Source organism: Acetonema longum DSM 6540, from assembly GCF_000219125.1.
In the GTDB taxonomy this organism is placed as follows: Bacteria; Bacillota; Negativicutes; order Sporomusales; family Acetonemataceae; genus Acetonema; species Acetonema longum.
The window spans coordinates 18,254-43,939 of the sequence record NZ_AFGF01000269.1 but is presented as its reverse complement, the minus strand read 5'-3'; the positions used below and the strand labels follow the sequence as shown (position 1 = coordinate 43,939).

Genomic DNA, 25,686 nt, shown 5'->3' with positions numbered 1-25,686 from the left:
TATCATCCTGACGTGAGCCCGTCAAGGCATCGTCATCTCAAGTTTGTCGCTTTTGGCCGCCGCGCCTGCAGGGCTGAATTCCACCTTTGTTCCGGGCGAAAACGTTTTGCGGCTTCCCGTTTCAACGATTAAGGCGGCAGCCTCTTTCAGCGTGCCGGCGGTTACTTCGCCGGCTTCATTAAATTTCACGGTTTTGCCCTTGCTGAATTTGACATATCCGGCGGTACCGTCGCCTGACAGAAGCTTTTCCCAGCCAACCGGACGAAGATAGGTATCTTCATCCAAGGTGCCGGTTAAAACCGCACCCGACGGATAAAATACAAGTTCAGTATTGCTCTTGAGTGTAACAAAACCGTACTTGCCGGCGGCCAGACGAATGGCTGCCCGTTCAGCGATTGTTCCGGCAATAACATCTCCCTGCTCGCTGAAGATTACCTCCGCACCGCCTTTATACAGTAAATAACTGCTGCCGGAGATGGTTACGGTATAATTCCGGTTAGCAAACGGATAACGGTGAAAGCGGTAAAAGCCTACATCACTGTAAACATCCACATAATACGTTTCATCCGCCGCCCGGTCCCAGCCCCGGAACGGAAGCAGCGTATCCTCGGCAAGAGTCCCGGCAACGACTTCTTCCCGTTCATTCAGGCGAACGGCAGTATCTTTCCGGAACTTGATGAAGTTACCGACGCTCCAGCCCTGTGGCTGAAATTTCGTATCTTTTGTCAAAGTCCTGCTTTCCGCCCGGACCTCCGCTGCGGTGCCAGCAAAGCAGGACAGCCCGATGATTATGCAGATCAACGAACGAATCATCCATTTTTTATTCATGGGTCTCATCTCCTTTCAGGTGTCGCAGGCCCAAAGCCCGCTGCTGCCTGACCACTTTTTCTTCCCAGTCCCCGGCCGATTTCTGGACAAATTCGTGCACCAGCCATTCGGGGCGAACCCGGTCCAAGATCCGGCAGACTTGAGAGTCGGTGAAGGGAAGATGCTGGTCGATTTTCAGCACATGGCTGATGCTTTCTTCCAAGCTGCAAGACTGACGGTTCCAGCCCCTGGTTTGCCGGATATAGGGTCCCGACAAGGAGTAGTGCAGGTGAATACCGTGGATAGAGCGGCTATATTCGCCAAGGCTGTCAATGGTATGCAGGACATACTCAATTCCTTCCGCTTGGCTTCTCAAGTCTTGATTCGTATTCATCAAGTGTCCGGTGTCCAGCATAATCCCTAGCCGGGGATGCCTGATCTTCTCAAGGAGACGGGCAATTATGCCAGGGTCCCGCAGTGTCATGCCAGGCCACCACAAATTTTCCAGCAGAAGGGTCATGTCAGCGGGAATTTCATCAGCCACTTCATTGATTACCTCAATGGCCCCATCCACCACCTCCCGGTCCGAGGCGCTGAACCGCCAGTCAAAGATTTCTTCCAAACGATTGTGGCAGACATGCCATACCAGATACTTAGCCTGAGCTTCTCTGGCCTGGCGGATATTGGCCCGCTGCCGGTTCAGCCAGTCCTCACGTTTCAGCCCGCCGTAACTGGCAATGATATTCGCCCGGCTGCCAAACTGGCGCAGCAACTCCTGATAATCCCCCCGCCAAAAATCCAGCCAACTGGGCCAAAACTGCAGATGCACCCCGTGGATCCACTCCAGGCGATGAATAGAAGGGTCCCAGGAATCACAAAACATCATTTCCAGGCCGTCCAGACCGTTCCGCTGTAAGAATGCTTGAAGTTCAGCCGCGTCGTTGCGGATCAGGACCAGGTCAGTGCTGTAGTTCGATAGGTTTACCAGTTGCAGCATCATACGTCTCCATTTTATTATCTATGCACAGAATTCTCGAAAATGATGCCATAACCCTCCCTAATTTCGATCTTTTTTCGTAAAGAAAAGCCTCTCCGTAATTGCCGTGGCGCGGTAAAATAGTAAAGGGAAAACAATAATTGCCAAAACTTTTTCAACACGTTATAGTAATGGTATGAATATCCAAATGGAGGTTGTCATGGAGACAGGCGCAAAATCCAACCTGGGAAAGCTTTCAATTCTATCCATTCTGCTCATCATGAGTGTGTTGCATCCTGATATTTGGTTTCTTGAAGCACTGCCCGGAAATCAAACAGATTTTTTGCAGGAATTGACTTCTATCTTTCTCAGTATTATCATCGAAGCCTTTCCCTTAGTATTGCTGGGAGTGATTATTTCCTCGTTTATTCACGTCTTTATTTCCGATACAACAATTCATCGTCTGTTGCCGAGAAACAGCATGATTGGCATCGTCTGCGGCAGCTTGCTGGGAATCTTCTTCCCCTTATGTGAGTGCGGCATTATCCCTATCGTACGCCGGCTCATTCAAAAGGGGGTCCCTGCGTATATCGCCGTCCCCTTCATGTTATCGGCTCCGGTTATTAACCCCTTAGTCGGCTTTTCCACATACCTTGCTTTTAACTCGTCTCCCTCTATGCTGGTTTATCGGTTTGCCGGCGTTTTTATCTGCGCCAATCTTATCGGAATTCTGTTATATAGCAGCAACGTAAACTCTAAGATACTCAATCCCTACACGGCAGACCCTGGCTGCGGCTGTCACCAGGGGTGCGGCTGCGGACACGAGCATCATCATCCGGGACTTCTGATGCGATTGCGCGAGATGCTGTACCACACTTGCGACGAGTTCTTTGATATGGGACGCTTCCTGCTAATCGGCTCATTTCTCGCCGCAGTCATTCAGATAACCGTACCACGGACTCTGCTGTTAAGCGTAGGCCAGGAGCCTGTTGTTTCCATCTGGGGCATGATGGGTTTTGCTTTCATTCTTTCCGTCTGCTCACAGGCAGACGCGTTTATTGCTGCGCCGTTCGCCGCCTCTTTTACCCCGGGCGCAATTGCCTCGTTCCTGATCTATGGGCCTATGCTGGATATTAAAAATGTAATTATGATGCTCAATGCATTTAGAGTATCATACGTAATGAAGCTTGTTCTCCTGATTACGATCAGCGTATTTCTGCTGTCACTGCTGATCAATTGTCTTCCTTATTTCAGGGAGGTGTTCGGGTTTGTATAGATTTTCACAGGCAGTCGAGAATCTACTGCAGCTCTTGATTCTTATTTGTTTTACTCTTTTATTTTACCGGGTGATAACCCAGGGCAATCTGCTGCAATTAATACACCCGCAATTCACTCTTAATGCCCAAGTTGGCTTGACCATCCTTTTCCTGCTGGTTATCGTGCAAACCATACGGCTAGTGAGTGATATGCTGTCAGTCAATCCGACAAAACGAGATCATACGTTCTCCAGCTATTTTTATTATGTTTTCATCGGGACCATTGCCATCTGTTTTCTCATCCCTGCCAAATCACTGGGCTCCATAACCGCTGACAACAGGAGCATGAAGTATCTTTCCAACAATCCCGGTATCGCCGCATCCTCCATGTCTGAAAACAACACACCCGCCATTCCGTTCGACGCAATGCAGCAGATTCAACCAGTTAATCCAAAACAAACTCCGGTTATTTATATTGACGATACAAACCATATCCGCTGGATTACCATCATGTACGAAGCTACTGCGAATTTTATCAACCGGGAAGTCAATTTAAAAGGCTTTGTCTATAGGCCAGCGGGTCTCAAGGATAATCAGTGCATGGTGGTACGATTTGAAATTGCCTGCTGTGCCGCTGATGCAATGCCCAGTGGCTTAATCATAGAATGGCCTGACAGCTCTCTGTATAAAAACGACACATGGGTAGAAGTACACGGAAAAATTCAGCAGGGAGACTATAACGGAGTTGTCATTCCCTTGCTGAAAGCAACTGCGGTTTCCCGCATAGAACCTCTGCCTAATCCTTATGTATATAATTGAGTCGTAAAAATCATATTGACATGCCTGCACACTAATAACAAGAACAAGAGCCGTTAAAGCGCCGGTTCGCGTTTTAACGGCTCTGCGGCCTGGGCTCCCGCTGCTCTTTCCTCTATTTTTCTTTTAGAAATTCATCTTATATCCCATCATGTAATTACAGGGCGTGAAATAATAGTCTGCAGATGTTGCTCGATAGGTAATATCATCCCTATCCAGCAGGTTGTTGATGGTCAAAAACAGGCTGCTGTTCTGCGTCATGGCATAATTCACGTTCAAGTTAGTAAGCAGATACGGTTTGGTGTCGACGTTGTTCAGTACCCGTTCCGCCATGTAAGACGCATTCAGGGCGGCACTCCATTTATCCTGCTGATAGGTCACGCCGCCATTAAGCTGCCACCGGGAATAATCGCGCTGCCAGCCCGAGGAGCCGCCTTCATCTATGGTTTCAGTTTTGGGATTACCATAGCTGACAGCATAATGAAAGCCGAACGGGCTGGCAGCGGTTTTAATCTTGCATTCCAATTCAATGCCGCTATTTTTTAAATTCTCATTCTCATAGATAAAGTCTGGGGCAACATATTTAGCGGTTATGTTGTCATCAATATCATAATGAAATAAGGCAACCCGCCACTTATGACCACCGATATCCTTTTTCCAGCCCGCCTCGTAATGGGCACCAACTTGCGCCTTCAAATCTGCGCCGGGAGCCGTATTATAGATTTGATGCAACTCCGGCATTTTAAAGGACTGTCCCGCACTGATGTACAAATTCTCATTCTCTTGCAACTTGTGGATCATCTGTGCTTGGCCGCTGAAGTTCGTTTCGTCATAATCGTTGGGCGCACCGGTTGTCCAGGACTCACGGGCACTCAGTATCAGCGTGTCCCGTTTGCTGATAGGCTTTTCATACTGCCCATAGGCAGAAAAATCGTTTCTGGAATGCTTAACGCTATCGCTAGTGCTGATTTTAGCATTCTTCGTAAACTCTTCACGCTGAAACGATCCGCCGAACAACAGCCTGGTATCCTTTATCTCCCAATCTTTCTGCATGTCCAATCCGTAATTGCGGTTCTTTTCTTCGTCAATTTCATAGGTTCCTTTAGAAAAGGTCAACGCATCCTTCTCCCGCGTCCTGTCAACATAATAAAATGTGGATTGAAGATGATTATCGCGATAAGTCAATTGAATATTGTTTCTGTTGATATTCTGCTCAGTGTCTGCTTTGCTGGTAATATAATGATAATTCGACTCCACATGATTGAGTGAAAGGCTCCAGTTATCATTGAACGCATAGTTCAAGCTCAAATTATTATTGTCCGGACCTTTCCATTTTTTCCCGTCGCTGGCGACGTTTTCCCGGGTGCCCCAGTCGGAGTATTGATAGCTGAGGCCCAGCCTGTCGGCCTGCAGGCCGACAGTATACTCTTGCTGTCCGTAATTGCCCCAGCCGGTCTTAAAGTAATTCTCCCGCTGCTTCTTGGTAATGATATTGATGACGCCGCCGGTGGCCTCGCTGCCGTACAGTACGGAGCCGCCGCCGCGGACGATCTCGACCCGTTCTATATTTTCCACCGGAATGTCGTTCAAATCATAGGTGCCGCGGATATTCAGCGGCATGCCGTTGATCAGGACCAGCGTACCGCCGGAGTTTCCCCGCATGACGATCTTACTGGTCATATTGCCCATGGAAGAGCCTCCCGTACCGTACTGATGCAGTGCAATGCCGGTGGAAAAACTCAGGGCGTTATACAAATTACTGGCGCCGGTATTCAAAAGATCCTGCTGCGTCAGAATCTCGGTAGAGGCCGCGACGTCAACTTCGCGCTTTTCATAGCGCTGGGCGGTAACAATGACCTGGTCCAATTCAAAGTCCTGCGCCTCGCCTTCGGCCGCCAATCCGGCAGCCTGTCCGCCTAAAAGCATGCCGGCAGCCGCTGTAGCAGCTAGAATTTTCCGTGTCAAAACCGATTCTTTTCTCATGGATAGTCCTCCCATTCAATTATTAAATCAAGAAGATTAAACAAATATATACATCTTGCCCCCACCAAAAACGTCATTTTTCCTGCAATTAGAGAATCATACAAATTCCGGGGTAGCAAGTCTGTGGGATTTTTATGCACAGCAGGGCTGTTAAAGCGCTGGTTCGCGCTTTAACAGCCCTGCTTCATGGCCCTTTATCTACGCTTTGCTGCTGTTTGCCCCTTCATAGGCAGACAGCAGTTCCTGGACAGCCCGGGTGGTGACCAGCGTGCCGCTGGCCACTTCCTGCTCGATACGGGGCAGGCAGGCTGTCACGGCGGGATGGTCGAAAAAGCTCCGGTACAGGTGTTCTTCCACCATGGATCGCATCCAGGCCAATACCTGGTTTTGGCGCCGGGTGGCAAAAGCGCCGGATGCCCTGACCTGAGCAAAGAAGGACTCCACCGTGGCCCAGAGGGCGTCAATACCATCGCCGGTCATGGCCGAGCAGGTCACTGACTGGGTACGCCAGCCTTCGGTGGCCGGACGGATATAATGCAGAATGCGCTCGTAATCGGCCCTGGCAGCCAGGGCCCGGAGCCGGTTATCCCCGTCGGCCTTATTGACCGCGATGAGATCAGCCAGCTCCATAACGCCTTTTTTCATGCCTTGCAGCTCATCGCCGGCGCCGGTCAGGACGACGAGCAAAAAGAAGTCCACCATAGACCGCACAGTTACTTCGCTTTGGCCGACACCGACGGTCTCTACCAGAATGATATCATAACCGGCTGCTTCACACAGCAGCATGGTTTCCCGGCTTTTGCGGGCCACGCCGCCCAGGGTGCCGCCGGAGGGTGAGGGACGAATGAAGGCGTTGGGTTGGCGGGTAAGCTGTTCCATCCTGGTTTTGTCGCCAAGGATGCTGCCGCGGGTGACCGTGCTGCTGGGGTCTACTGCCAGCACGGCGACTTTATGTCCCCGTTCGCACAGCCGGCAGCCAAGCGATTCGATAAAGGTGCTTTTCCCCGCTCCGGGAACGCCTGTGATGCCAACCCGCATAGCGCCGCCGGTATGAGGCAGCAGTTCCTGCAGTAGGGCCTGCGCCATGACGGCATGTTTGGGATGGTTGCTTTCCACTAGGGTGATAGCCCGGGCCAAAATCCCCCGGTCTCCCTGCATGATCCCCTGATAGTAGTCCGCTACTTCCAGTTGGCGCGGCCGGGCGGCCGGAGCCGCCATTTTTCCGGCGACTCCGGGCATGCCGTCGTGGGTGGTGGCCACCCCCTCCATTACGCGGCTGGCAAAACCGTCATCGCTGCCGCAGGCCCACTCCGGCAGTCTCTCTCCCCGCCGCTCCATCAGCCTGCCACCTGGCCCCGGCGTAATAATACTTCCAGAATCCGCTGCGCCGCCACCGGAATTACCGTTCCCGGCCCAAAGATGGCCGCTGCGCCATGGGCCCGCAAAAAGTCATAGTCCTGAGCAGGAATGACGCCGCCGGCGACCACGAGAATATCGCTCCGGCCCCGCTTGGCCAGTTCCTCTACCAGCTGCGGCAGCAGCGTCTTATGTCCGGCTGCCAGCGAACTCATCCCGACCACGTGCACGTCATTGTCCACGGCCTGTTGGGCGGTTTCCTCCGGCGTTTGGAACAACGGCCCGATATCCACGTCGAAGCCCATGTCGGCAAAGGCGGTGGATACGACCTTTGCTCCCCGGTCATGTCCGTCCTGACCCATTTTAGCCATAAGGATACGAGGCCGGCGGCCTTCCAGTTTTTCAAATTCATCGGCCATTTTCCGCACGGTTCCGATTTCCTGCTCATCGTTAAACTCGCTGCTGTAGACGCCGGAAATGGAACGGATGACAGCTTTGTGCCGGCCGGCCACTTTTTCCACGGCATAGGATATTTCACCCAGGCTGGCTCTGAGTCTGGCAGCTTTTACCGCCAGGTCCAGCACGTTGCCTGCGCCGCTTTCCATAGCCTTGGTAATGGCTTCTAAGGACGATTGCACCTCGTCCTCGTTGCGGTTGGCTTTTAATTGCTCCAGGCGGCGGAGCTGCGCCTGCCGCACAGCCGTGTTGTCGACCTCCAGGATTTCCAAAGGATCTTCTTTGACGAGGCGGAAACGGTTGACGCCGACGATGGTCTCTTTTGCCGAGTCGATTTGAGCCTGACGCCGGGCGGCGGCTTCCTCGATTCTCATCTTGGGCAGGCCGGTATCAATGGCCTTGGCCATGCCTCCCAGCTGTTCCACCTCCTGGATGTGCTGCCAGGCTTTGCGGGCCAATTCCCGGGTCAGGGCTTCCACATAGTATGAGCCGCCCCATGGATCAATAACCTTGCAAATATAGGTCTCATCCTGTAGATATAACTGAGTGTTGCGGGCAATCCGGGCGGAAAAGTCCGTTGGCAGGGCGATGGCTTCATCCAGGGCGTTAGTATGAAGCGACTGGGTATGCCCCAATGAGGCTGCCAGGGCTTCGATGCAGGTGCGAACCACATTGTTGAACGGATCCTGCTCGGTCAGACTCCAGCCTGAAGTCTGGGAATGAGTCCGCAATGCCATGGATTTAGGATTCTTCGGGTTGAACTGTTTGATCAGTTTGGCCCACAGCAGGCGCCCGGCCCGCATTTTTGCCACTTCCATGAAGTAGTTCTTGCCGATGGCCCAGAAAAAAGCAAAGCGAGGAGCAAAAGCGTCGATGTCCAGGCCGGCCTTCAAGCCGGTCTTGACGTATTCCAGACCGTCGGCCAGGGTATAACCCAGCTCGATATCGGCCGTGGCGCCCGCTTCCTGCATATGATAGCCGGAAATACTGATGCTGTTGAATTTGGGCATGTTTTTAGAGGTATAGGCGAAAATATCGCCGATGATCCGCATGGACGGTTCCGGGGGATAAATATAGGTGTTGCGAACCATGAATTCCTTTAAAATATCGTTCTGGATCGTGCCAGTCAGAACTTCGGCCGGTACGCCCTGTTCTTCGGCCGCTACGATGTAGAAGGCCATGATCGGCAGCACTGCGCCGTTCATCGTCATGGATACCGACATTTTGTCCAGAGGAATTCCGTCAAACAGAATCTTCATATCCAAAATCGAGTCGACAGCCACGCCGGCCTTGCCCACGTCGCCTACCACCCGGGGATGGTCGGAGTCATAGCCCCGGTGGGTCGCCAGGTCAAAGGCAATGGACAATCCCTTCTGGCCCATGGCCAGGTTTCGTTTGTAAAAGGCGTTGCTTTCCTCGGCGGTGGAAAAGCCGGCATATTGGCGGACTGTCCAGGGCTGGGTCACGTACATATTGGGATAAGGTCCGCGTAAAAACGGCGGAATTCCCGCCAGAAAGGCGAGATGTTCCACCTCGGCCATGTCGGCCTCACTGTACAGAGGCTGAATATCTATCTGCTCCATGGTGCGGTGGACGAGATCTTCCATCGGTTCCCCCGTTTCCCGCTCCAGGTTGCGCCGCCAATCCTTATAGCCGGCGCTGCCGTGAGAGGCCTGAAAGGCCAAGGTCGTGAAATCAGGCTTGAGAATCATCATGCATCCCCTTTCTGCGCTGCAGCCTGGATAAACTTTCATAGCAGTCGGCCCGGACATGAATGAACTCATCCACGCCGGCTTCCCGGTATACGGCCTGCAGGTCTTCCGGCGGCAGGCCGGCCAGAACCAGCCACACTCCCGGCATCTTTTCCTTGATCAGCCGGGCCAGCGGCGGCACGATTTCGGGATAGGTGGCATCAGTAGAGCAGATCACCACCGCATCGGCGCCGGAAGCCGCGGCTGTATCGGCAGCCTCGTCCACAGATGCAAAGCCGTTGTTGGACAGTACTTCAAATGCACCAACCTCAAAAAAGCCCCGGCTGAAATCGGCTCTGGGCTTGTGCTGGGGGATCGGCCCTATATCGGCCGAAAAAATGCGCACATTGCCGCCGGTTTCCGCTTTGAACTTTTCGGTGTTCCGCCGCAGGGCCTCATAGGGTTCGGACAACCGGCTCGGCTGAAGAGGAGTGATGCTTAAGGGCTCTGTTTCTTCCCGGCGCAGGGCAAGGAAAATTTCACCCACGGAACCGCCGGCAATGGCCGCGTCGATGGCAGCCTCCACCAGCTCCGCCCCCGTGCGCTGGCGACTGGCTGCCAGGCTGGTCAGCAGCCGCTGCTGCTCCTGCGTCGCCCTGTTTTGGCGGTAAGCCGTCAGTTGTTCTGCCCGCCGGGCCTGTATCGCCTGGCAGTCAATTTCTGACGCCGCCAGGGGATGTTCCGCCAAGTTGGCATACATATTGGTTCCCACGATCACATCCCGCCGTTTGGCCAAATTGGCAAACCGGTTTTGCGCCGTTTTTGCGCTTTGGCTTTGCGGCAGGCCGGCCTGCAGGGCCAGAAACATTCCTCCCTTCATTTCCACTTGTTGAAAGATTTCCCAGGCCCGGCGGGCCAGGTCGGCGGTAAGCGTCTCCACATACCAGGACCCGCCGGCTGGATCCGCCGGCTGCATCAGGCCGCATTCCTGCTGCAGGATGATCTGCGTGTTGCGGGCAATCCGGCGGGAAAACTCATCCCCCGGCCGAACCGCCTCGTCGAAAGGACCGACGTGCAGGCTGTCCAGGCCGGCCACCACACCGGCGAAGGCTTCGGTTGTCGTCCGCAGCATATTGACATAGGGATCATAACCGGTTTTTGTAAAGCGGGATGTCCGACCGTGAATAACTGCAGCGCATTCTTCCCCCTTACCGCCGAAAGCCCGCGCCGCCTGACTCCACAGCAGTCTCGCGGCGCGGATTTTGGCCAGTTCCATGAACATATTGGCGCCCAGGGCAAAAGAAAACTGCATATGACGGGAAATCACCGGGAATTCCAGGCCGCGCTGCTGCAGCTCCCGCACGTATTCCACAGCGGTCGCCAGGGCGTAAGCCAGTTCCTGCACGGCATTGGCGCCGGCGTCATGATAGGGGCAACCGTCGGCCCGGATGGTTTTCAGATAAGGGGTACGGGTTTCCGCCCAGGCGGTCACAGCAGCCAATTCGTCATAAACGGACGGCAGGGATGCCGTCAATTGTCCCTGCAACGCCAAAGCGCCCAGGGGATCGGCTACAATCGAGCCGGAAAGCTCACCGGGATCCATTCCCCTGGACCGGGCCAGAGCCGCAAACAGGGCCACCACCGGCAGCGAGCGGGCGCCGGCGGGCACCATTACAGACCATTGCTGCAGGGAAATATCGTCCAGGGCTTTCGTCAGGTCCTGCAGGCAGGCCAGCGAAAAACCCCGGTCCCCTACCTGGCCGGCATCGGCAATGTCCGGATCAAGCCCCAAGCAGGTCGCGGTATCCAGGCGGATATGGAGGCTCTGTAGGCCGCGGCTGAGTTCGTTCTTTAATGTTTGGTTAAGTTCAGCGGCCAGCGGCTGGTCGCATTCCTGGGCAACCAGCCAGGATTTTGTCAGATAGCCGCCGGCATGGATTCCCCTGACAAAGGGCTCGCTGCCCGGCAAACTGAGGTGAACGCCCTCTGACTCCAAGTCGTTCTGCCGGTAAATTGGTTTCAAATCAATTTCCTCATAGGTTTTGGTGATCAGCCTGCTTTCAAAGGGAGCGCCTTTGAGAGCTTTCTCAGCCTCGCTTTGCCAGGACTCATATGTCGGCGCCGCGAACTCGGCGAATAGTTTTTCTTCGGCGGCCATCGGTTCTGCCTGTTCTTCTTTCATTCCTTTTCCCCCTATCCCTGACTGATGATTCGTATACTGCCGACTCCGAAGGCCTGCTTAATCTGCGGCAGAAAGTCGCGTTCCAGCAGAGAACGGTGCATGGCCCGGCGGGTAACCATCCATAGGATCCCTTCCCGCAGCTGCAGAGAAACCAGATTTTCGATATACCGGTCAAAATGTTCCTGTCCCAGTCCCTGCTGCAATGCTTTTAATCCCTGAACCAACTCCGGCTGATCCGAGGCTACTCTGGCGGACAGCGGTGTGAATGGTTCGACTTGGAGTGAATCGGAAGCCGGCATCATGATGGGTTCTTCCCGGTCTTCCGGAACATTCGTACTCCGGTTCATAAACATTCTCATGTTCCTCCTTGTGTACATTGTTTATTATATAGGGCTTGAACCGACTCCCCACCGGCCCGGTTAAAAGCCTGTGTCCCATGAGTGAGTCTCTGCCTCGGCCTTTCGGCAAACCCATGTATGGCAAGAAAAAAGTCTGCTTGGCAGAGCTTTTTTCTTAAAAAAAACTCCTGACTCAGTCAGGAGTTTATGATCTTACGCAACGGACACTTTGCCATCGGCTGCGCAGATCTCCTCCCCATCGCTCGTGGGTATAGCGGTGACCGTTAAACAGGCAGTTCTCCTGGCTCCGGTTCCTCGCTCCCCCAGTCTTCCCAGGACATTTTATCCCAGTGACATCGTTTGGGTTTGCTCCCCGTTACAGTGGCGGGACCGCGCCGGCATTGTACCGGACTTCCCTATTAAGCCCCATGGGGCACCTGTTCCGTTTCCGTTTATGTTGTTTTTATTAAATATAAATGCCCTCCCCGCAATGGCAGGGAGGGCTATGCTAACAACCGTCAAACAAGTTTCCCGTCGATGTTGCCATCCGGAAACTGTAGCACGTAAAATCCCCTCCCCATCACTCGTGGGTATAGCGGTGACTGTCAGACAGGCAGTTCTCCTGACTCCGGTTCCTCGCTCCCCCAGCCTTCCCAGGACATTCCATCCCAGTGACATCGTTTGGGTTTGCTCCCCGTTACAGTGGCGGGACCGCGCCGGCATTGCACCGGACTTCCCTATTAAGCCCTATGGGCACCTGTCTCAATAATATTTATTTTCAATGAAATCTATAAGTTCATACTAATTCGTATTCATACTACCATCATTTGCGGTGAAATGTCAAATACCTTCTCAAATCGGTCTTTCCATTCCGCCTATTTATAAATTGTTAAAAGCCTTTTCTATAAAGTTGATAAAAATACGCAAAGCATTTGTTATATATCTGTCTTTACGCCAGGCAAGCCCTGCCTCAATCACAAGCGGGCGGCAGAGGGGACGGCTGATAATATTTTGCTGTTTGTCTGAGACAGCATCAATGAGAAATGAAATACCGACACCCTGTTCGACCATGTTTATAATCGTTTGAACTTGCCGGGTGGAGAAAATGATATTTGGCGAGTATTGATTCTTTTTGCATTCTTCAATGATGAGTCGACGGTTATAGGTATCCTCTTTCAATAAAATAAAAGCCTCCTCCCGAAGCGCTGCAATAGGTACGGCTGATAACCCGCTCAAAGGATGCTCCCTTCTCATGCACACTTTGATTTCGCTGCAGGTAACAGGCATCACCTCGACACCGTCTAATGCATCCCCAAGCACCACGAAGCCAACATCCAGTTTTCCTTTCTCCAATAACCGCAAAACAGAGAGACTTCCTCGTTCTACAATGGTGAGCTCAAACTCCGGGTGTAACTTACGGAATTGGCCAAGGATATAAGAAAACACAAACACCCCGATCATGGGCGGAATGCCAATTTTTATCGTACCGGCCCGCTTGGTTCGGTAATCGGTTATTTCCCTGACCGAATCATCAACACGCAGCAAAATATCATCCACATGCTTCAGAAACATGGCGCCTGCCGATGTCAGGCTGATATTTCGATAACTTCGCTCAAACAAAAGCACCCCGAGTTCTTCTTCCAGGTTTTGCATGGCCACCGTCAGTGAAGGCTGTGAAACATTTAATTGTACCGCCGCTTTGGTAATACTGTTTAACCTGCCGATTGTCTGGAAATATTTTAATTGTCGTAATTCCACAGTATCCCTCTTTTATATTAATAACAATGAAAAAACTCCCGGTTTTCGGGAGTGAGAATACAAAATATGACGCTGCGAAAGTGCGTCCGTATAATCCCCTCCCCATCGCTCGTGGGTCAAGCAGTGATTGCTGAACAGGCAGTTCTCCTGGCTCCGGATCATTGCTTCTTCGCGCCTTCCCAAAGCGAAACGCTCCAGTGACATATTGCGAATTTACTCCCCGTTACAGTGGCGGGACCGCGCCGGCATCGCACCGGACTTCCCTATTAAGCCCTGTAGGGCACCTATTCCTATATTTATATTTTACTGTTATTTTAGTGTTATTCTAGCTTCCAGTATTTATTTCCTCTTTCGTCGTGGTATATTCCGGGGACAACTTTGCCATAGAGCAGGACTATCTCCGCATAAAATACCGGTATTTCACAAAGGAGCCAGTATTTTTATATAATCTAGCTGTAAACCGCATAGTAAAGCTTACCCATATCATAGGAGGTAGAAAAATGTTTATATCACTCAGTAGAAGTTGGGAGCGTTTTGTCCAGAAAAAGTTGCTGAAAATGAATCGGCAAGCCGTGCAACAAGCTAATCCAGCCATTGTATACGAAATTGCCGATGACCTGAATTGCGGCAAGCTTAAAAAGTTATTCGGTTATTATTGTGAAGGAAAATCCGTCCAATACCCGGTATGCTACCAACACCGCCTGCAATAAGGCGGTGTTTTAATTAGAGTATTAGTCCGTACCTTCCTCAATATCGCCTTCCATCTCCAAATAGGTCCGGCGCAATTGCTCCAGATCTTCTTTCGTGGCCTGCCAATATCCCCGCTGGTTGCATTCCAGCAGGTGTTCCAGTATGCTGAAGTATGCCCAGCGGTTGTTTTCCGCCAGCTTCTGGCGCAGTATTTCATCCGCCACATAGGTCTGGAAAAGGCCGCTGAAGATCCAGTTATCCACCCGGTTGGTGGTGGCCGCCAGCCCCAGGATGTTTTCAAACCGGTCCCGAATCTTTTGTGTCCCGTGATAGGGGTGAATCAGCATGGCCTGAATCCATTTGGGGTTTAAGAGGCGGGTTCGAACGCCGCGGGCAATGGAGCGGTCCACGGACTCGGTTTCGACCTTTTCCCCAGTAGTATCCGTGATATAGACGGCGGCTTGCTCTCCTTTGGCGGTTTCCACCGCTTTAGCCAGCCCGCCGAAGTATTCATAGTGGTTTTGAACATGTGGAAATAATGATATAACTCATTTACCGTTGGTGTTTTGTATCCTGCGCCAACCACAGCCTTGATGCGTAAATCTTCCTGAGCTTTATAAGTCAGGCCGAGACGCGGCGTGACTTCGGAACTAAACTGATCGCTCCAGTCGTACCGCATCGAGGGAATCACTAGCAGCTTGTTACCAGCCTTCCATGCATCCTGCAGATATACGGCGCGGTATTCCAACGAGGCTTCTCGGCTTTTTTGGTGTCATCATAGCCGTTCTCCCAGTAGTAGGTCACCGGCGTGCCTTCGCTGCCCGGCTTGCGGATACGCGTTCCCCAGGATTCATCCTTGCGCCATTCCCAACCGGCGGTTAGTCTCTGATTATCGCCGGCCTGCCAAGAACTTTTGCCTTCCACTACCGACAGAGTTCTCTCTACCACGTCAAATGAGTTTAGTTTCCATCCAGTAGAGGAAAGATAAGCTGAGTGGTAATCCTTGTAATATTCTGACCGATAGGCACGAATCTGCCAATCCTGCTGTTCATCTTTGCCGCTATATTCCACTGACCAGTCAGTGCGGGTATTGTCGTTCTGGGTGATTTGCGGTAACTGCATAGCGGCACCTCATAGAAAAAAATGGAATCCATAGCGGTTTCTTCCCATAGCTTGCTGTAGTCCACTTTCCACTGGTTGCCGTTTTCCGTTCTCCAGGCGGCGCTCAAGGCAATAGGGGTTTCCTCGCCATAATAGTTGTCGGTTATTAATTTACCGTTTTTGTCTAAAACTCTATGAGGTTGCGGTTCATGTCGGCCGGCGCTGATGCTCCAGTCGACACTGCCCGTCTCATCGGTCTCCTCCGCCATAGCCGTAAGCGGACTGAGCGTACAGCATGCGGTCAGCAAAGCGGCGGCCAGTCTTTTCTCCCGTTGCTTCCGGATTCCCATTTATAACATCCTCCATTCATCTCATCCCGCTGCATCAGATTCGCCCTGCGGGCAGTATCCCTTCCCAGTCGGCTGAATCTGCCGGCTTGTCCGGAGCCGCTTGCAATGATGTCCGTGCCAGGTATATATAAAACCCTTCTGAAAAAATCAGAAGGGTTTTTTGGCAGTCAGCTAATAAAAAATCCCGGCAAAAAAATAGCCGAGAAGGATAGCCTGTGCTGAAATCCCCTCCCCATCGCTCGTGGGTAAAACGGTGACTGTCAAACAGGCAGTTCTCCTGGCTCTGGCTCATCACTCGCCCAAACCTTCCCAAGACGGAGTCTCAGTGGTATTCCTTGGGTTTGCTCCCCATTACAGTGGCGGGACCGCACCGGTTTTTCACCGGCTTCCCTATTAAGCCTCTAGGGCACCTGTCTCATTTTATGTAATTATATAAATTGCCTGTTTTATTTTAACAAACGCCGATCATTCTGTCAATTCACGGAGAAATGAAGATAGAAGAACGCTTTTATGGATTCGCCGTCCGACCTGAGCCTGGAGGAAGACGGCCTGCAGCGCGTTGTTCTTCCTCCTCATTGGTTCTATGTCTAACCACTTCTCAAGCCTAACGGATAAAAAATACAGTAAGCGCCTCAACATCCGGACCCTATCCGTTAGGTCGCCGGCTGTTTGCAAGTGCGCTCCTGCTGCAGCACAATGAACAAGTGCAGGGAGGGATGAATAAAAAAACTCTCTTCCCATGATGCGAAGAGAGTAAATGATTTAAACCCAACCTAATACAGCCAAAAGCAAGCCGCTTCAGATCAGTTGGCGTCCATAATCCCCTTCCCATCACTCGTGGGTAAAAACGGTGATCGTCAAACAGGCAGTTCTCCTGACTCCGGTTCCTCGTTCGCCCAAACCTTCCCAGGATTATTCCTCCCAGTGGCATCTCTTGGGTTTACTCCCCGTTACAGTGGCGGGACCGCGCCGGTCTTTCACCGGTCTTCCCTATTAAGCCCCGTAGGGCACCTGCTTCGCCTTCATCAGGCATATAAAATTTCTACGTTTATTTTATCACGGCTGGTTGACACTTGTCAATCAGCCGCTAAGGCTGACAGATCAGAAGCCCATCCTATTAAGCCCTTGCGGCACCTGTCTCGCTTTATACAATTATTGGCTGAAAAATGTCTCAATTTTGACGGTCTTAGCCCGCCGGCTTTCGCTTTTGGGTATAAGCCGCGGGTTATAAAGACGGGTACGCCATCCGGATCGGACAATATGGCGGCATCCACGCCAAAGACCTCATCCAGCATTTCCCGGTTAATCACTTCCGCCGGCGTGCCCAGAGCAAACAGAGCTCCCCGGTTTAGGACAAGAATGCGCTTGGAATACCTGGCCGCATGGTTAATATCATGCAGTACCATAACAACGGTGATGCCTTGTTCCCGGTTCAATGCCGACACCAGTTCCATAATCTCCAGCTGATGGGCGATATCCAGATAAGTGGTCGGCTCATCCAGCAAGAGGGTAGCCGGTTTCTGGGCAATGGCCATGGCCATCCAGGCCCGCTGCAGTTCACCGCCGGACAAGGTAAGCACCGGACGGTCGGCAAACTCGGCTACACCAGTTTGTGCCATAGCCAAGGTAATAATCGCATCGTCTTCCCGGCTGGGCCCACGCCACCATTTTTGGTGGGGAAAGCGGCCATATTCCACCAGTTCCCGCACGGTTACATCGCCGGGCGCCTGATGGGTTTGGGGCAAAACCGCCAGCTGCCGGGCAACCAGCCGGGAAGATTGCTGCTGGATGTCCCTCCCATTCAGGTAAATTATGCCGCCAAGCGGTGGCAGCAGCCGGGAGAGTCCTTTCAGCAGGGTGCTTTTGCCTGAACCGTTGGGGCCGAGAATACTGAGGACATCGCCTTGGCTGATTTGTAAATGTAGATTGTCTAAAACGACGCGGCTGCCAAAACCAAGTTGCAGCCGCTCTGCCGCCAAAACAGACATCCTATCCCCTCCTCAGTAAATACAGGAAAAACGGCGCGCCTAAAAAAGCCATGATAATGCCCACCGGTATTTCCACCGGAGCAAACAGGGTCCTGGCCACCGTGTCGCTCAGGGTAACCACAGATGCTCCCAGCAAAGCCGAAGCCGGCAGCAGATAGCGAAAGTCGGAGCCGATCAGAAGCCGCGCCGTGTGGGGCACAATCAGACCAACAAAGCCCAGCAGCCCTACCACGCTTACAGCGCTGGCAGCCAGCAGAGCGGCAACGGCCGTCAGAAACAAACGGGTCTGTTCTACCGGCAGGCCGAGTCCCCTGGCCACATCATCACCCAATACCAGGAGATTCAACCTGCGGGCGCCTAAAAGAGCCAGGCTGCCAGCCAGCAGGGTATAGGGGGAAATAATGCTGACATGAGGCCAGCTGCGGGCCGACAGCCCGCCTACCATCCACATGAGAGCCCCATGGACCCGGTCGCTGTAGAAAACCAGCAAAGCGGAAATGCCGGCTCCCAAAAATGCCGACACGGCAACGCCGGCCAGAACAATCCTCATAGGCTGGATGCCGCCTTTCCAGGCTAGGATATAGATCAGAGCTGCGGCTCCCATAGCGCCCAGAAAAGCCACCGGCACAACCAAATATTCCATATGGGGGAACAGAATCAGAACAGACACCCCTGCCAAACCCGCTCCTGCCGATATGCCGATGATATGCGGGTCTGCCAAAGGATTTTTCATGACACCCTGCAAAACACCTCCGGCCAGGGCCAAATTCATGCCCACCAAGGCTCCGACCAAGGTGCGGGGCAGGCGGATGTTCCAGATGACCTGCGCCTTAGCGTCCTCAATCAGTCCGGATGAGAGAATGGCGATAATCTCACCGGCGGAGATATCCATAGCGCCTCTAGCCAGGCTGATGATCAGCCCTGCCGCTGCCAGGAACAGCAGCAGGATAAGGCACAGCAGCCGCCAAAGACGTTTTTCCCGTCCGCGCTGCCATTCCTGCCGCCAAGGTTTCCTGTTATTTTCCATGTTTAAATACCTCCGGATATACAATCCGGGCCATCTGGAGCACTGCCTCATCATAGCGAATCCCCGGATTCAGCCAATAAAGGCCGGTGGGCAGAAAAAAGATCTGTTTGCTTTTTACCGCCCGAAGGCTGGTCCAGGCCGGATTGCTCTCCACATCAGCCCGCAGCCGGCGTTCAATCGATTCATGGTTACCCATCAGGGTAATCATGACCAAGTCCGGATCGGCTTCGATCAATTTTTCCATGCTGTAGGGAGTCATATCCGGATTTCCGTCAAGGGCTCTGCTGCCGGCGGCAATGTTGTTCAGCCGCAGCATCTTGGCCACATCGCCGGCAATGGTATTCTCCAGCTCCACCGTAACGGTTTTGGCGGTGGCGTGCAGAATAACGACTTTTTTTGACGCAACGGGAAGCTGTTGAATCGTGGCCTGAACCCGGCTGTCCAAATCCGCCGCTTTTTCACCGGCCTGCGGCCCGGTTCCGGCGATATCGCCAAACAGTTTCATTTTCTGCCGCACATCTTCATAAGTTTTCATGCGCAGCAGCAAATAGGGTATCCTGCTGCTCTCCATAACCGGGATCAACTGCTCGCCGGCGCCCTGTAGGCCAATCACCAGATCCGGCTGCAGAGAGATTAAGGCTTCCAGGTTCACATTGCCGACCATTCCCACTAACGGCAATGCCTGAGCTTCCGGTGACAAGGCCAGGGTTTTGGAATCCAGCCGGCCCACAGCCCTGCCTCCTACTGCGTAATATAAATCCACCAGACTGGCCGACAATATGACAACCCGTTCCGGTTTTTTGGCTAAAATAACTGTGCGGCCGGCATCATCAACCACTGTTAGATAGGCATTGTCAGGTGCAGCTGAGGGCAAAGGTCCGGCAGACCGGAAGGAGCAGCCGGTCAGATGTAAGATAAGCAATACTGCCAGGCAGACGCCCGCCCCTATTCTATGTATTTTCACAGTCATTCCCCTTTTTGCTGTATCAGGCTTGACCAGACTCCTGTTCAATCGCCCATTAGCTTTTTCTATACGGGTATGGGACAAATCGATTTTTCCGGATAATGCAGAGGTTTATGATCTCGTCGAAAATGCCCTTCAGGATTACTGAAGGGCATTTTCGGCCGCCCGTCATGGCGCCCAACGCCATTGACGGGCTTACCTCGCCGCTCTTAGAGCTTCATGCCGGCGATAGCATCCTTAACGTGCTGGACATAAATATCCTGAACAGCCGGATTAGCACCCAGCCCAGTCAAGTATACTTCCACTTTGTAGCCTTTTTCAGTCAAAATCGATTTCCAGGAATCAGACTCATCACCCGCCATATCATTGTTGGCATGGTCGCCGGCAACGATCATAAACGGCATGAGGATTACTTTCTTAATCTTATTGGCGCGCAGTGCTTCTTCCACATCTTCCAGAGTAGGTGCTGCCTCTACCGTTCCGATATATACCGGTAATTTGTTCGCTTTCAGTTTATCCTGGAAGGCCTGGTAGTTGGCATTAGCCTTGTGCTCGGGAGTTCCATGGCCCATTAAAACAACAGCTTCACCTTTTTTGAGTTTCGGCAGTTGCTGTTGCAATGCTTTCACCGCCAGCTGATAGTCATCAGGGTTCTGTCCTTCGAAGTAGAGCATCGGACGCCCAATCACGATCTCTTGGAAACTATTTTTATATTTAGCAACGGTATCCACTATTTTGTGCTCGAATTCTTCACCGGGAATGATATGGGTGGACTGCACAACTACATGGGTAAAGCCTTCATTCTTCAATTTATTCAGGGCAGTCACCAGATCATCCACATGCAGGTTATCGTTTGCAGCCAGGTTCTTTCTGACAATATTAGAGGTAAATACCCGGCGGACTTCATAGTCGGGGAAGGTTTGCTGAACTTTCTTTTCAATGGCCTCAATGGTATTTTGACGAGTTTCGGCAAAGGTAGTCCCGAAGCTTACAACCAAAATGGCTTTTTTTGCAGGGGCGGCGTCAACGCCCTGGAAAGCGCCGGCAACCATCATTACCGCCAAAATCATCACAACTCCTAAGCTCATTAGTTTTTGCATGGTCATCTTAGTCATCCCTTCATCTTGTATTTTTTTGTATTTTTGACCCTATCTGTTCTGCGCAGCACGCCTGGCAACAATAGTGGACAGATAGCTGCAAGGCTGGTCTTTGGCCTCGCTGATATTGCGGACGATCATTTCGCGTTCAGTCCCTACATCACTTGCCAATACGGCATTAGCCGCAAAACCTTTTTCCTGGAGCATTCCAATGATCTGGCTGCTGTTTTTATACACCTTCATCAAGACGGCCGCATCGCAGATGTCCAGCACCTTCTCTATTTTATCCGGGGCAGCGGTAGCAGGTACAATTGCCACTACATCCGTCCACTCGGCTATGGGGAAGCCGGTATGACTGGTAATGGCGCAAAACGCCGGGATGCCCGGTATGTTGACTACCTGATGCCCTAAATCCTGCAAGAGTTTAAACACATAGATATAAGTGCTGTACAGCATGGGATCGCCCAGAGTGATAAAAACTACCTTTTTACCTTCCTGCAGAAACTCCAGAATTTTCTTCTTGTTATCTGCCCAGCTCCCGCCTAAGGCTTGGGTATCTTTGATCATCGGGAATACCATGTCCACAACCTGCGTATGGGGCTGAATATGGCGTTTCACAATGGAAAAAGCCAGACTTTCCCGTTTTTTCCGTTTTCGGGGCAATGAGCACATCAGCGCTGCGGATGACTTCCACTGCTTTTAAGGTCAACAAATCCGGGTCTCCTGGACCGACACCCACACCGTAAAATGTTCCTGTCATGTAATGATCTCTCCTATGTATAAAATTTCTATATTTCCTCATGTCCTCTTCCAGGGCTGACCGGCCTCGCAGTCGCCTTAAAGCTGATACGCCGCCTCAATAGTTAAGGATAAAGTATCATCGATTACCACCTTCTCCTTTCTCCCTGAATTGAGTGCCAAAAACAAAAGTCCGTCCGCAACCAGACAGACGGGCTTTTGTTAAATATCCCGACCACAGTCGGGATAGATTAAGCGCTTGATGCGCGAAATCCCCTCCCTATCGCTCGTAGGTAAAACGGTGATTTTAAAACAGGCAGTTCTCCTGGCTCTGGTTCCTCGCTCATCCAAGCCTTCCCAAGCATATATCTCAGTGGCGTTATTTGGATTCGCTCCCCATTACAGTGGCGGGACCGCGCCGGCCTTACACCGGTCTTCCCTATTAAGCCCCGTAGGGCGCCTGTCCATCCATATGAAATTCTCGATACATCATTGTGAAGTACTGTTTGTAACTTATCAGAAGTCAGACTTTTTGTCAACTCCATTAATCGGGAATATCGATAAAAAAGCCGTCTCTTTTTCATAAATTATGCTTAAATATAGGCCTGAACTATTTTGTAACAGAGCAAAAGAATGATATAATGGCAAAGATACAATGAATGATGGAAAGGACGAAAACAACATGGAAGAAACATCTGAACAAATATCTGTAACTGTCAGCGTAAAATTGACTCGTACCCTTTGGTTTAATACCTACCGCGGCCTGGTTTTGGATGCAGCCGGCGACTATTTTGGCACCATCCGGATCATCCCTGAAATTCCTCTGGCCCGGAGCGAAGTCCCGGACAATGCTCCGGAGGTAAAATCCTATGTAATCATCTTGGTTGAAGATGCCGTCTCTCTGACCAACGATACCATCATTGAGTTTGAAACCGCCGTATCCCAAGCTTTACTGGCCGAACTAACCAAGCTGAACCTAACCCCCGAGTATTGTCAGTTCTTTTATCCCCACTTAACGGAAACCTTAGACTCTGATATGACAATGCCCCAGTGAACCGGGGTTAATCCAATTGTTCCATATGATACGCATAAGCGCTGTGATTATGAATGCTCTCGAAATTTTCGCATTCAATTTTGAACCAGCTTATTCCCTGAGTCCGGCGTAACACCAGTACCAAGTCCCGTAAAACGTCTTCCACAAATTTGGGATTTTCATAGGCTTTCTCGGTTACATATTTTTCGTCTTCCCGCTTTAACAGAGGATAGACCGGGCAGCTTCCCTGCTCTTCCATCAATGTCACCAGATCCTCAATCCATAAATAACTGCCTGGCCGGTGCCTGACCTGAACCCGCATGACGCCCCGCTGATTATGGGCGCCATAGCAGGATATTTCCTTGCTGCAGGGACAAAGAGAAGTAAACGGGACCGAGACCCCCATGACAAAATTCAACCGGCCGCCTGTTACCATATCACCGCTGAAGATGCAGTCATAATCCAACATGCTGGGCAGACCGCTGACCGGAGCGGTTTTTTCAATGAAATATTTAAACTGGATATCAATATGAGCCTTTTGAGCCTGTAAGCGATGGAGGATATCAATCAAGATTTGTTCCATTTCTTTATTGGAGATGGGTTTTTGCCGCCATTCGCTTAATACCTCGATAAACCGGCTCATATGGGTTCCTTTATATTCCTGAGGCAAATCTACCGTCAGGCGTATTTTCGCTAAAACCGACTGATACGATCCGTATTTTGTTTTAATCATCAATGGAAGATGGACATCATTGACTCCGACTTTTTGAATCGCAATGCCCCTCTGGTCGGAAGTATTCTGTACGTCTTTCATGGATCCACGCCCTTTATTTGTAATGTATACGACTCATTTATTTATGATGTTTTGGCATGAGGCAGGAGTTTTCCTGCCTCATGCTATATTTGGGATACAGTCCTGAAATGCAGTTTGCACACTTCAGGCAAAGAGGCCCTGTCATACCTGTCCGCAAACTGTCGCCCGGCCGTCACAACTAATGACGAAGCTCCCTTGGGGAACTTCATATCAAACTGTTCCTCTAAAGCTGCGAGGCAGGCTAAAAACCGGTCTCTGGCCAAAACTGAAGCCGCGGCAACAGCAATATTCCGTTCGGCCCGCGGTATTTGCACCAGCGTCACTTGCCTGCCCTTTTCCATCAACTGAGTGATCAGCTGATGTTCCGCGGCAAATTGGTCGGCAATGGCAAAACGGCAGGGAACTTTCCCTAGCAGCTCCTCCAGCACCCGGGCATGGCCCCAGGCTAAAAGCTGGTTTAAATTTTTGCCTACGGCCTGAAATTCCTGATACAGAGCGTTATATCTCTCCGGCGCCAATTCAAGCTCAACAAACCTCTCGCGGCAAATTGCCCGGATTCGGACAGCAAATGCCCGAACTTTGTCATCCGACAGCAGTTTGCAATCCTTTATGCCGCATTCGGTCAATTGAGCCGCGGTAGTTTCATCCACCATAACCGCAGCGACCACCAACGGACCGAAGAAATCTCCCTTACCCGACTCATCACTGCCGATCCAGCGGAAATCAAAATCCGGCACAGTTTCAAATCCGGTTGGCCGTGCAGTCTGGCCGGGGACAGGGAGCGGGCAGGCAGCAGATTCCGGCTGTCCTAAAACAGCGGACCGGACCCTGGCGGTCAATGGCTGACCGGAACTGCCGCCGACCGTAAGGGAAATCCCTTTTTTGCCGTGATAAACATTTACGGTGACTACCGCCGTTTCATCGGTCACTCTTATCTGCGCCCCGTAATCAATCGGCCTTATTTCCTTAACAGTAAGACCCATGTTTCTAAACTGAACGGATAAAAGATCTACTTTTGCTTTTACCAGTTGATTTTCAATCATAGCGATACCTTCTCCTCACTGTCCCCGGGAGATTCTATACTGAATCTGAATCATAGGCTGCCTGCAGCGCAGCCTGAGCGACTGCCTTAAGGGGCACATTCTGCTGCAGAGCCAGTTGACGGCAGTCTTCATATTCGGGAGAAATATTGCAGATCCTGCCTTCATGCCGGCTGACTTTGAGTCTTACCCTGCCCCAGGGTGTGGGTACGTCATGAATCGTCCGGGAGGCAATAGATCTCCGGACAGGATAATATCGCATCCCGATGGATGAAGTTTCTTGCAGCACCAAAGCGGAAACTGTCTCAAGCAAATCAGCGGAAATCAGCATCGACAGTGTATTGGCCGGTCGTCCCTTCTTCATTATGATGGGCGTAAGCCACACATCCAAAGCGCCAAGGGCAAACACTTTGTCCATGACATAGTTATAGTATTGCGGATTCATATCGTCAATATTGGTTTCCAGCACGTACAGCCCTTCCGTCCCTATATGGGTCCGGACATTTCGTTCTCCCAGATGCAGACGCAAAACATTGGGGATCTCCAGGTCCCATGTCCCGGCGCCGTAGCCGGTGCTGCGACTGATAAAATCAGCCGGCATGCCGCCGAATCCGGTTCCCAGCGTGGCGACAATCGCCGCGCCGGTTGGAGTTACCAATTCTTTAGCCACATCGCCGCTATAGTAAGGTATGCCATGCAGCAGTTCGGCAGTAGCCGGAGCAGGCACAGGCATCACACCATGGCTGCATTTCACGAAACCGGAACCTACGTGCAACCTGGAGCAATAAATTTCGCTGATTCCTAAAAAATGAAAGCCGTAAACAGAACCGACAATATCAATGATCGCATCGGCAGCTCCCACCTCATGAAAGTGAATATGGTCCACCGGAGCGCTGTGCACTTTCGCTTCCGCCTCGGCCAGGCGTTGAAAAACTTTGACGCTGTCAGCCTTCACAGGTTCCGGCAAATCGGCCCGGTGAATAATCTCGATGATATCCGGCAAATGTCTGTGCTGGCGTTGGAATCTTCCCAGCCGCACGTCCACATAAACAGCATGAATTCCTTTTTTCTCAACCGATTTGATGCTTATTTCAAAGCCTGACAGCGACAGTTTTGCAATCGCGCCGCGCAGTTTGTCCTCCGGCAACCCTGCGTCCAGCAGTGCTCCCAGGATCATATTGCCGCTAATGCCGGAAAAACAGTCTAAATAGATTGCACTCATCGG

22 protein-coding genes, 2 pseudogenes and 6 riboswitches are annotated in these 25,686 nt (G+C 51.7%); of the genes and pseudogenes, 4 read left to right on the top strand and 20 right to left on the bottom strand.

The features are described 5' to 3' along the window. Nucleotides 1-21 precede the first annotated feature (21 nt). Nucleotides 22-828, bottom strand: a complete 807-nt coding sequence (locus ALO_RS19520; RefSeq protein WP_004099664.1) for a hypothetical protein — start codon at nucleotides 826-828, stop codon at nucleotides 22-24. Beyond that, on the bottom strand, nucleotides 821-1,807 hold the full coding sequence (locus ALO_RS19515; protein ID WP_238528344.1) for a sugar phosphate isomerase/epimerase family protein: 987 nt from the start codon (nucleotides 1,805-1,807) through the stop codon (nucleotides 821-823). The genes ALO_RS19520 and ALO_RS19515 overlap by 8 nt, the downstream gene beginning before the upstream one ends. 196 nt (nucleotides 1,808-2,003) lie before the next feature. On the opposite strand from ALO_RS19515, the gene ALO_RS19510 reads away from it, so the two are divergent. Together ALO_RS19510 and ALO_RS19505 are read left to right on the top strand one after the other, a co-directional pair. After that, nucleotides 2,004-3,059, top strand: coding sequence for a permease (locus tag ALO_RS19510; protein ID WP_004099662.1), 1,056 nt, complete (start codon nucleotides 2,004-2,006; stop codon nucleotides 3,057-3,059). Then, nucleotides 3,052-3,858 (top strand): TIGR03943 family putative permease subunit, encoded by an 807-nt coding sequence (locus ALO_RS19505; RefSeq protein WP_004099660.1) that lies wholly within the window; start codon nucleotides 3,052-3,054, stop codon nucleotides 3,856-3,858. The genes ALO_RS19510 and ALO_RS19505 overlap by 8 nt, the downstream gene beginning before the upstream one ends. Nucleotides 3,859-3,981: 123 nt before the next feature. On the opposite strand, the gene ALO_RS19500 is transcribed toward ALO_RS19505, so the two are convergent. The 6 genes from ALO_RS19500 to ALO_RS19475 all read right to left on the bottom strand — a co-directional run bounded on the left by ALO_RS19500 (nucleotide 3,982) and on the right by ALO_RS19475 (nucleotide 13,619). Continuing rightward, nucleotides 3,982-5,838 (bottom strand): TonB-dependent receptor plug domain-containing protein, encoded by a 1,857-nt coding sequence (locus ALO_RS19500; protein ID WP_004099658.1) that lies wholly within the window; start codon nucleotides 5,836-5,838, stop codon nucleotides 3,982-3,984. A gap of 198 nt (nucleotides 5,839-6,036) precedes the next feature. Next, on the bottom strand, nucleotides 6,037-7,176 hold the full coding sequence (meaB, locus tag ALO_RS19495) for a methylmalonyl Co-A mutase-associated GTPase MeaB (protein WP_004099656.1): 1,140 nt from the start codon (nucleotides 7,174-7,176) through the stop codon (nucleotides 6,037-6,039). After that, nucleotides 7,176-9,362: a methylmalonyl-CoA mutase gene (gene scpA / locus ALO_RS19490; protein WP_004099654.1), complete on the bottom strand. Its 2,187-nt coding sequence runs from the start codon at nucleotides 9,360-9,362 to the stop codon at nucleotides 7,176-7,178. Before scpA ends, meaB begins: the two co-directional genes overlap by 1 nt. Next, nucleotides 9,346-11,523 (bottom strand): methylmalonyl-CoA mutase family protein, encoded by a 2,178-nt coding sequence (locus tag ALO_RS19485; RefSeq protein WP_004099652.1) that lies wholly within the window; start codon nucleotides 11,521-11,523, stop codon nucleotides 9,346-9,348. The genes scpA and ALO_RS19485 overlap by 17 nt, the downstream gene beginning before the upstream one ends. 11 nt (nucleotides 11,524-11,534) lie before the next feature. Further along, nucleotides 11,535-11,876 carry a hypothetical protein gene (locus tag ALO_RS19480; protein ID WP_004099651.1) on the bottom strand — a complete coding sequence of 114 codons (342 nt, stop codon included), beginning with the start codon at nucleotides 11,874-11,876 and terminating at the stop codon, nucleotides 11,535-11,537. Between the two features lie 259 nt (nucleotides 11,877-12,135). Beyond that, nucleotides 12,136-12,317: riboswitch (cobalamin riboswitch) on the bottom strand. Between the two features lie 139 nt (nucleotides 12,318-12,456). After that, nucleotides 12,457-12,637, bottom strand: a riboswitch (cobalamin riboswitch). Between the two features lie 103 nt (nucleotides 12,638-12,740). Next, the gene (locus ALO_RS19475) at nucleotides 12,741-13,619 is read right to left on the bottom strand and encodes a LysR family transcriptional regulator (RefSeq protein WP_004099649.1); all 879 of its coding nucleotides are present in this window, start codon (nucleotides 13,617-13,619) and stop codon (nucleotides 12,741-12,743) included. A gap of 120 nt (nucleotides 13,620-13,739) precedes the next feature. After that, nucleotides 13,740-13,922: riboswitch (cobalamin riboswitch) on the bottom strand. A 197-nt stretch (nucleotides 13,923-14,119) separates the two neighbouring features. On the opposite strand from ALO_RS19475, the gene ALO_RS19470 reads away from it, so the two are divergent. Then, nucleotides 14,120-14,329 (top strand): hypothetical protein, encoded by a 210-nt coding sequence (locus ALO_RS19470; RefSeq protein WP_004099647.1) that lies wholly within the window; start codon nucleotides 14,120-14,122, stop codon nucleotides 14,327-14,329. 21 nt (nucleotides 14,330-14,350) lie between these two features. Here ALO_RS19470 and ALO_RS19465 read toward each other — a convergent pair whose 3' ends face one another. The 9 genes and pseudogenes from ALO_RS19465 to ALO_RS23645 form a co-directional block, all read right to left on the bottom strand. Further along, nucleotides 14,351-14,854: a cobaltochelatase subunit CobN gene (locus ALO_RS19465; protein WP_083821159.1), complete on the bottom strand. Its 504-nt coding sequence runs from the start codon at nucleotides 14,852-14,854 to the stop codon at nucleotides 14,351-14,353. Between the two features lie 29 nt (nucleotides 14,855-14,883). Beyond that, a pseudogene (locus ALO_RS23870) lies at nucleotides 14,884-14,988 on the bottom strand (hypothetical protein); the annotation flags it as partial. 11 nt (nucleotides 14,989-14,999) lie between these two features. After that, entirely contained in the window at nucleotides 15,000-15,431 is a 432-nt protein-coding gene (locus ALO_RS22235) for a hypothetical protein (RefSeq protein WP_139025458.1), read from the bottom strand. 579 nt (nucleotides 15,432-16,010) lie between these two features. Beyond that, nucleotides 16,011-16,189, bottom strand: a riboswitch (cobalamin riboswitch). A gap of 418 nt (nucleotides 16,190-16,607) precedes the next feature. Continuing rightward, nucleotides 16,608-16,790: riboswitch (cobalamin riboswitch) on the bottom strand. Between the two features lie 46 nt (nucleotides 16,791-16,836). Beyond that, a complete protein-coding gene (locus ALO_RS19440; protein WP_004099632.1) occupies nucleotides 16,837-17,748 on the bottom strand; it encodes an ABC transporter ATP-binding protein in 912 nt (303 codons plus the stop codon). Between the two features lies 1 nt (nucleotide 17,749). After that, nucleotides 17,750-18,775, bottom strand: coding sequence for a FecCD family ABC transporter permease (locus ALO_RS19435; protein ID WP_004099630.1), 1,026 nt, complete (start codon nucleotides 18,773-18,775; stop codon nucleotides 17,750-17,752). After that, nucleotides 18,765-19,745 (bottom strand): ABC transporter substrate-binding protein, encoded by a 981-nt coding sequence (locus tag ALO_RS19430; protein WP_040293994.1) that lies wholly within the window; start codon nucleotides 19,743-19,745, stop codon nucleotides 18,765-18,767. Before ALO_RS19430 ends, ALO_RS19435 begins: the two co-directional genes overlap by 11 nt. Before the next feature lie 203 nt (nucleotides 19,746-19,948). Then, complete coding sequence (locus tag ALO_RS19425; RefSeq protein ID WP_413788513.1) at nucleotides 19,949-20,839, bottom strand: sirohydrochlorin cobaltochelatase; 891 nt, start codon at nucleotides 20,837-20,839, stop codon at nucleotides 19,949-19,951. A 48-nt stretch (nucleotides 20,840-20,887) separates the two neighbouring features. Beyond that, a complete protein-coding gene (gene cobI / locus ALO_RS19420; protein WP_274428314.1) occupies nucleotides 20,888-21,499 on the bottom strand; it encodes a precorrin-2 C(20)-methyltransferase in 612 nt (203 codons plus the stop codon). Nucleotides 21,500-21,533: 34 nt separating this feature from the next. After that, nucleotides 21,534-21,596 (bottom strand): annotated as a pseudogene (locus ALO_RS23645) (hypothetical protein); the annotation flags it as partial. A 276-nt stretch (nucleotides 21,597-21,872) separates the two neighbouring features. Next, nucleotides 21,873-22,053, bottom strand: a riboswitch (cobalamin riboswitch). A 203-nt stretch (nucleotides 22,054-22,256) separates the two neighbouring features. On the opposite strand from ALO_RS23645, the gene ALO_RS19415 reads away from it, so the two are divergent. Then, complete coding sequence (locus ALO_RS19415) at nucleotides 22,257-22,628, top strand: hypothetical protein (RefSeq protein WP_004099624.1); 372 nt, start codon at nucleotides 22,257-22,259, stop codon at nucleotides 22,626-22,628. Between the two features lie 7 nt (nucleotides 22,629-22,635). On the opposite strand, the gene folE2 is transcribed toward ALO_RS19415, so the two are convergent. The 3 genes from folE2 to larC form a co-directional block, all read right to left on the bottom strand. Continuing rightward, complete coding sequence (folE2, locus tag ALO_RS19410; protein ID WP_004099622.1) at nucleotides 22,636-23,421, bottom strand: GTP cyclohydrolase FolE2; 786 nt, start codon at nucleotides 23,419-23,421, stop codon at nucleotides 22,636-22,638. Between the two features lie 83 nt (nucleotides 23,422-23,504). Continuing rightward, nucleotides 23,505-24,464: a ribonuclease HIII gene (gene rnhC, locus ALO_RS19405; protein WP_004099621.1), complete on the bottom strand. Its 960-nt coding sequence runs from the start codon at nucleotides 24,462-24,464 to the stop codon at nucleotides 23,505-23,507. Nucleotides 24,465-24,498: 34 nt separating this feature from the next. Next, on the bottom strand, nucleotides 24,499-25,683 hold the full coding sequence (larC, locus tag ALO_RS19400; protein ID WP_004099620.1) for a nickel pincer cofactor biosynthesis protein LarC: 1,185 nt from the start codon (nucleotides 25,681-25,683) through the stop codon (nucleotides 24,499-24,501). Nucleotides 25,684-25,686: the final 3 nt, after the last annotated feature.

Excerpts from the sequence above, each read along its gene's own strand:
- ALO_RS19520 (WP_004099664.1), bottom strand. The coding sequence starts at position 828 with ATGAATAAAAAATGGATGATTCGTTCGTTGATCTGCATAATCATCGGG.
- ALO_RS19515 (WP_238528344.1), bottom strand. The coding sequence starts at position 1,807 with ATGATGCTGCAACTGGTAAACCTATCGAACTACAGCACTGACCTGGTC.
- ALO_RS19510 (WP_004099662.1), top strand. The coding sequence starts at position 2,004 with ATGGAGACAGGCGCAAAATCCAACCTGGGAAAGCTTTCAATTCTATCC.
- ALO_RS19500 (WP_004099658.1), bottom strand. The coding sequence starts at position 5,838 with ATGAGAAAAGAATCGGTTTTGACACGGAAAATTCTAGCTGCTACAGCG.
- meaB (WP_004099656.1), bottom strand. The coding sequence starts at position 7,176 with ATGGAGCGGCGGGGAGAGAGACTGCCGGAGTGGGCCTGCGGCAGCGAT.
- scpA (WP_004099654.1), bottom strand. The coding sequence starts at position 9,362 with ATGATTCTCAAGCCTGATTTCACGACCTTGGCCTTTCAGGCCTCTCAC.
- ALO_RS19485 (WP_004099652.1), bottom strand. The coding sequence starts at position 11,523 with ATGAAAGAAGAACAGGCAGAACCGATGGCCGCCGAAGAAAAACTATTC.
- ALO_RS19480 (WP_004099651.1), bottom strand. The coding sequence starts at position 11,876 with ATGTTTATGAACCGGAGTACGAATGTTCCGGAAGACCGGGAAGAACCC.
- ALO_RS19470 (WP_004099647.1), top strand. The coding sequence starts at position 14,120 with ATGTTTATATCACTCAGTAGAAGTTGGGAGCGTTTTGTCCAGAAAAAG.
- ALO_RS22235 (WP_139025458.1), bottom strand. The coding sequence starts at position 15,431 with ATGCAGTTACCGCAAATCACCCAGAACGACAATACCCGCACTGACTGG.
- ALO_RS19440 (WP_004099632.1), bottom strand. The coding sequence starts at position 17,748 with ATGTCTGTTTTGGCGGCAGAGCGGCTGCAACTTGGTTTTGGCAGCCGC.
- ALO_RS19435 (WP_004099630.1), bottom strand. The coding sequence starts at position 18,775 with ATGGAAAATAACAGGAAACCTTGGCGGCAGGAATGGCAGCGCGGACGG.
- ALO_RS19430 (WP_040293994.1), bottom strand. The coding sequence starts at position 19,745 with ATGACTGTGAAAATACATAGAATAGGGGCGGGCGTCTGCCTGGCAGTA.
- ALO_RS19425 (WP_413788513.1), bottom strand. The coding sequence starts at position 20,839 with ATGCAAAAACTAATGAGCTTAGGAGTTGTGATGATTTTGGCGGTAATG.
- ALO_RS19415 (WP_004099624.1), top strand. The coding sequence starts at position 22,257 with ATGGAAGAAACATCTGAACAAATATCTGTAACTGTCAGCGTAAAATTG.
- folE2 (WP_004099622.1), bottom strand. The coding sequence starts at position 23,421 with ATGAAAGACGTACAGAATACTTCCGACCAGAGGGGCATTGCGATTCAA.
- rnhC (WP_004099621.1), bottom strand. The coding sequence starts at position 24,464 with ATGATTGAAAATCAACTGGTAAAAGCAAAAGTAGATCTTTTATCCGTT.
- larC (WP_004099620.1), bottom strand. The coding sequence starts at position 25,683 with ATGAGTGCAATCTATTTAGACTGTTTTTCCGGCATTAGCGGCAATATG.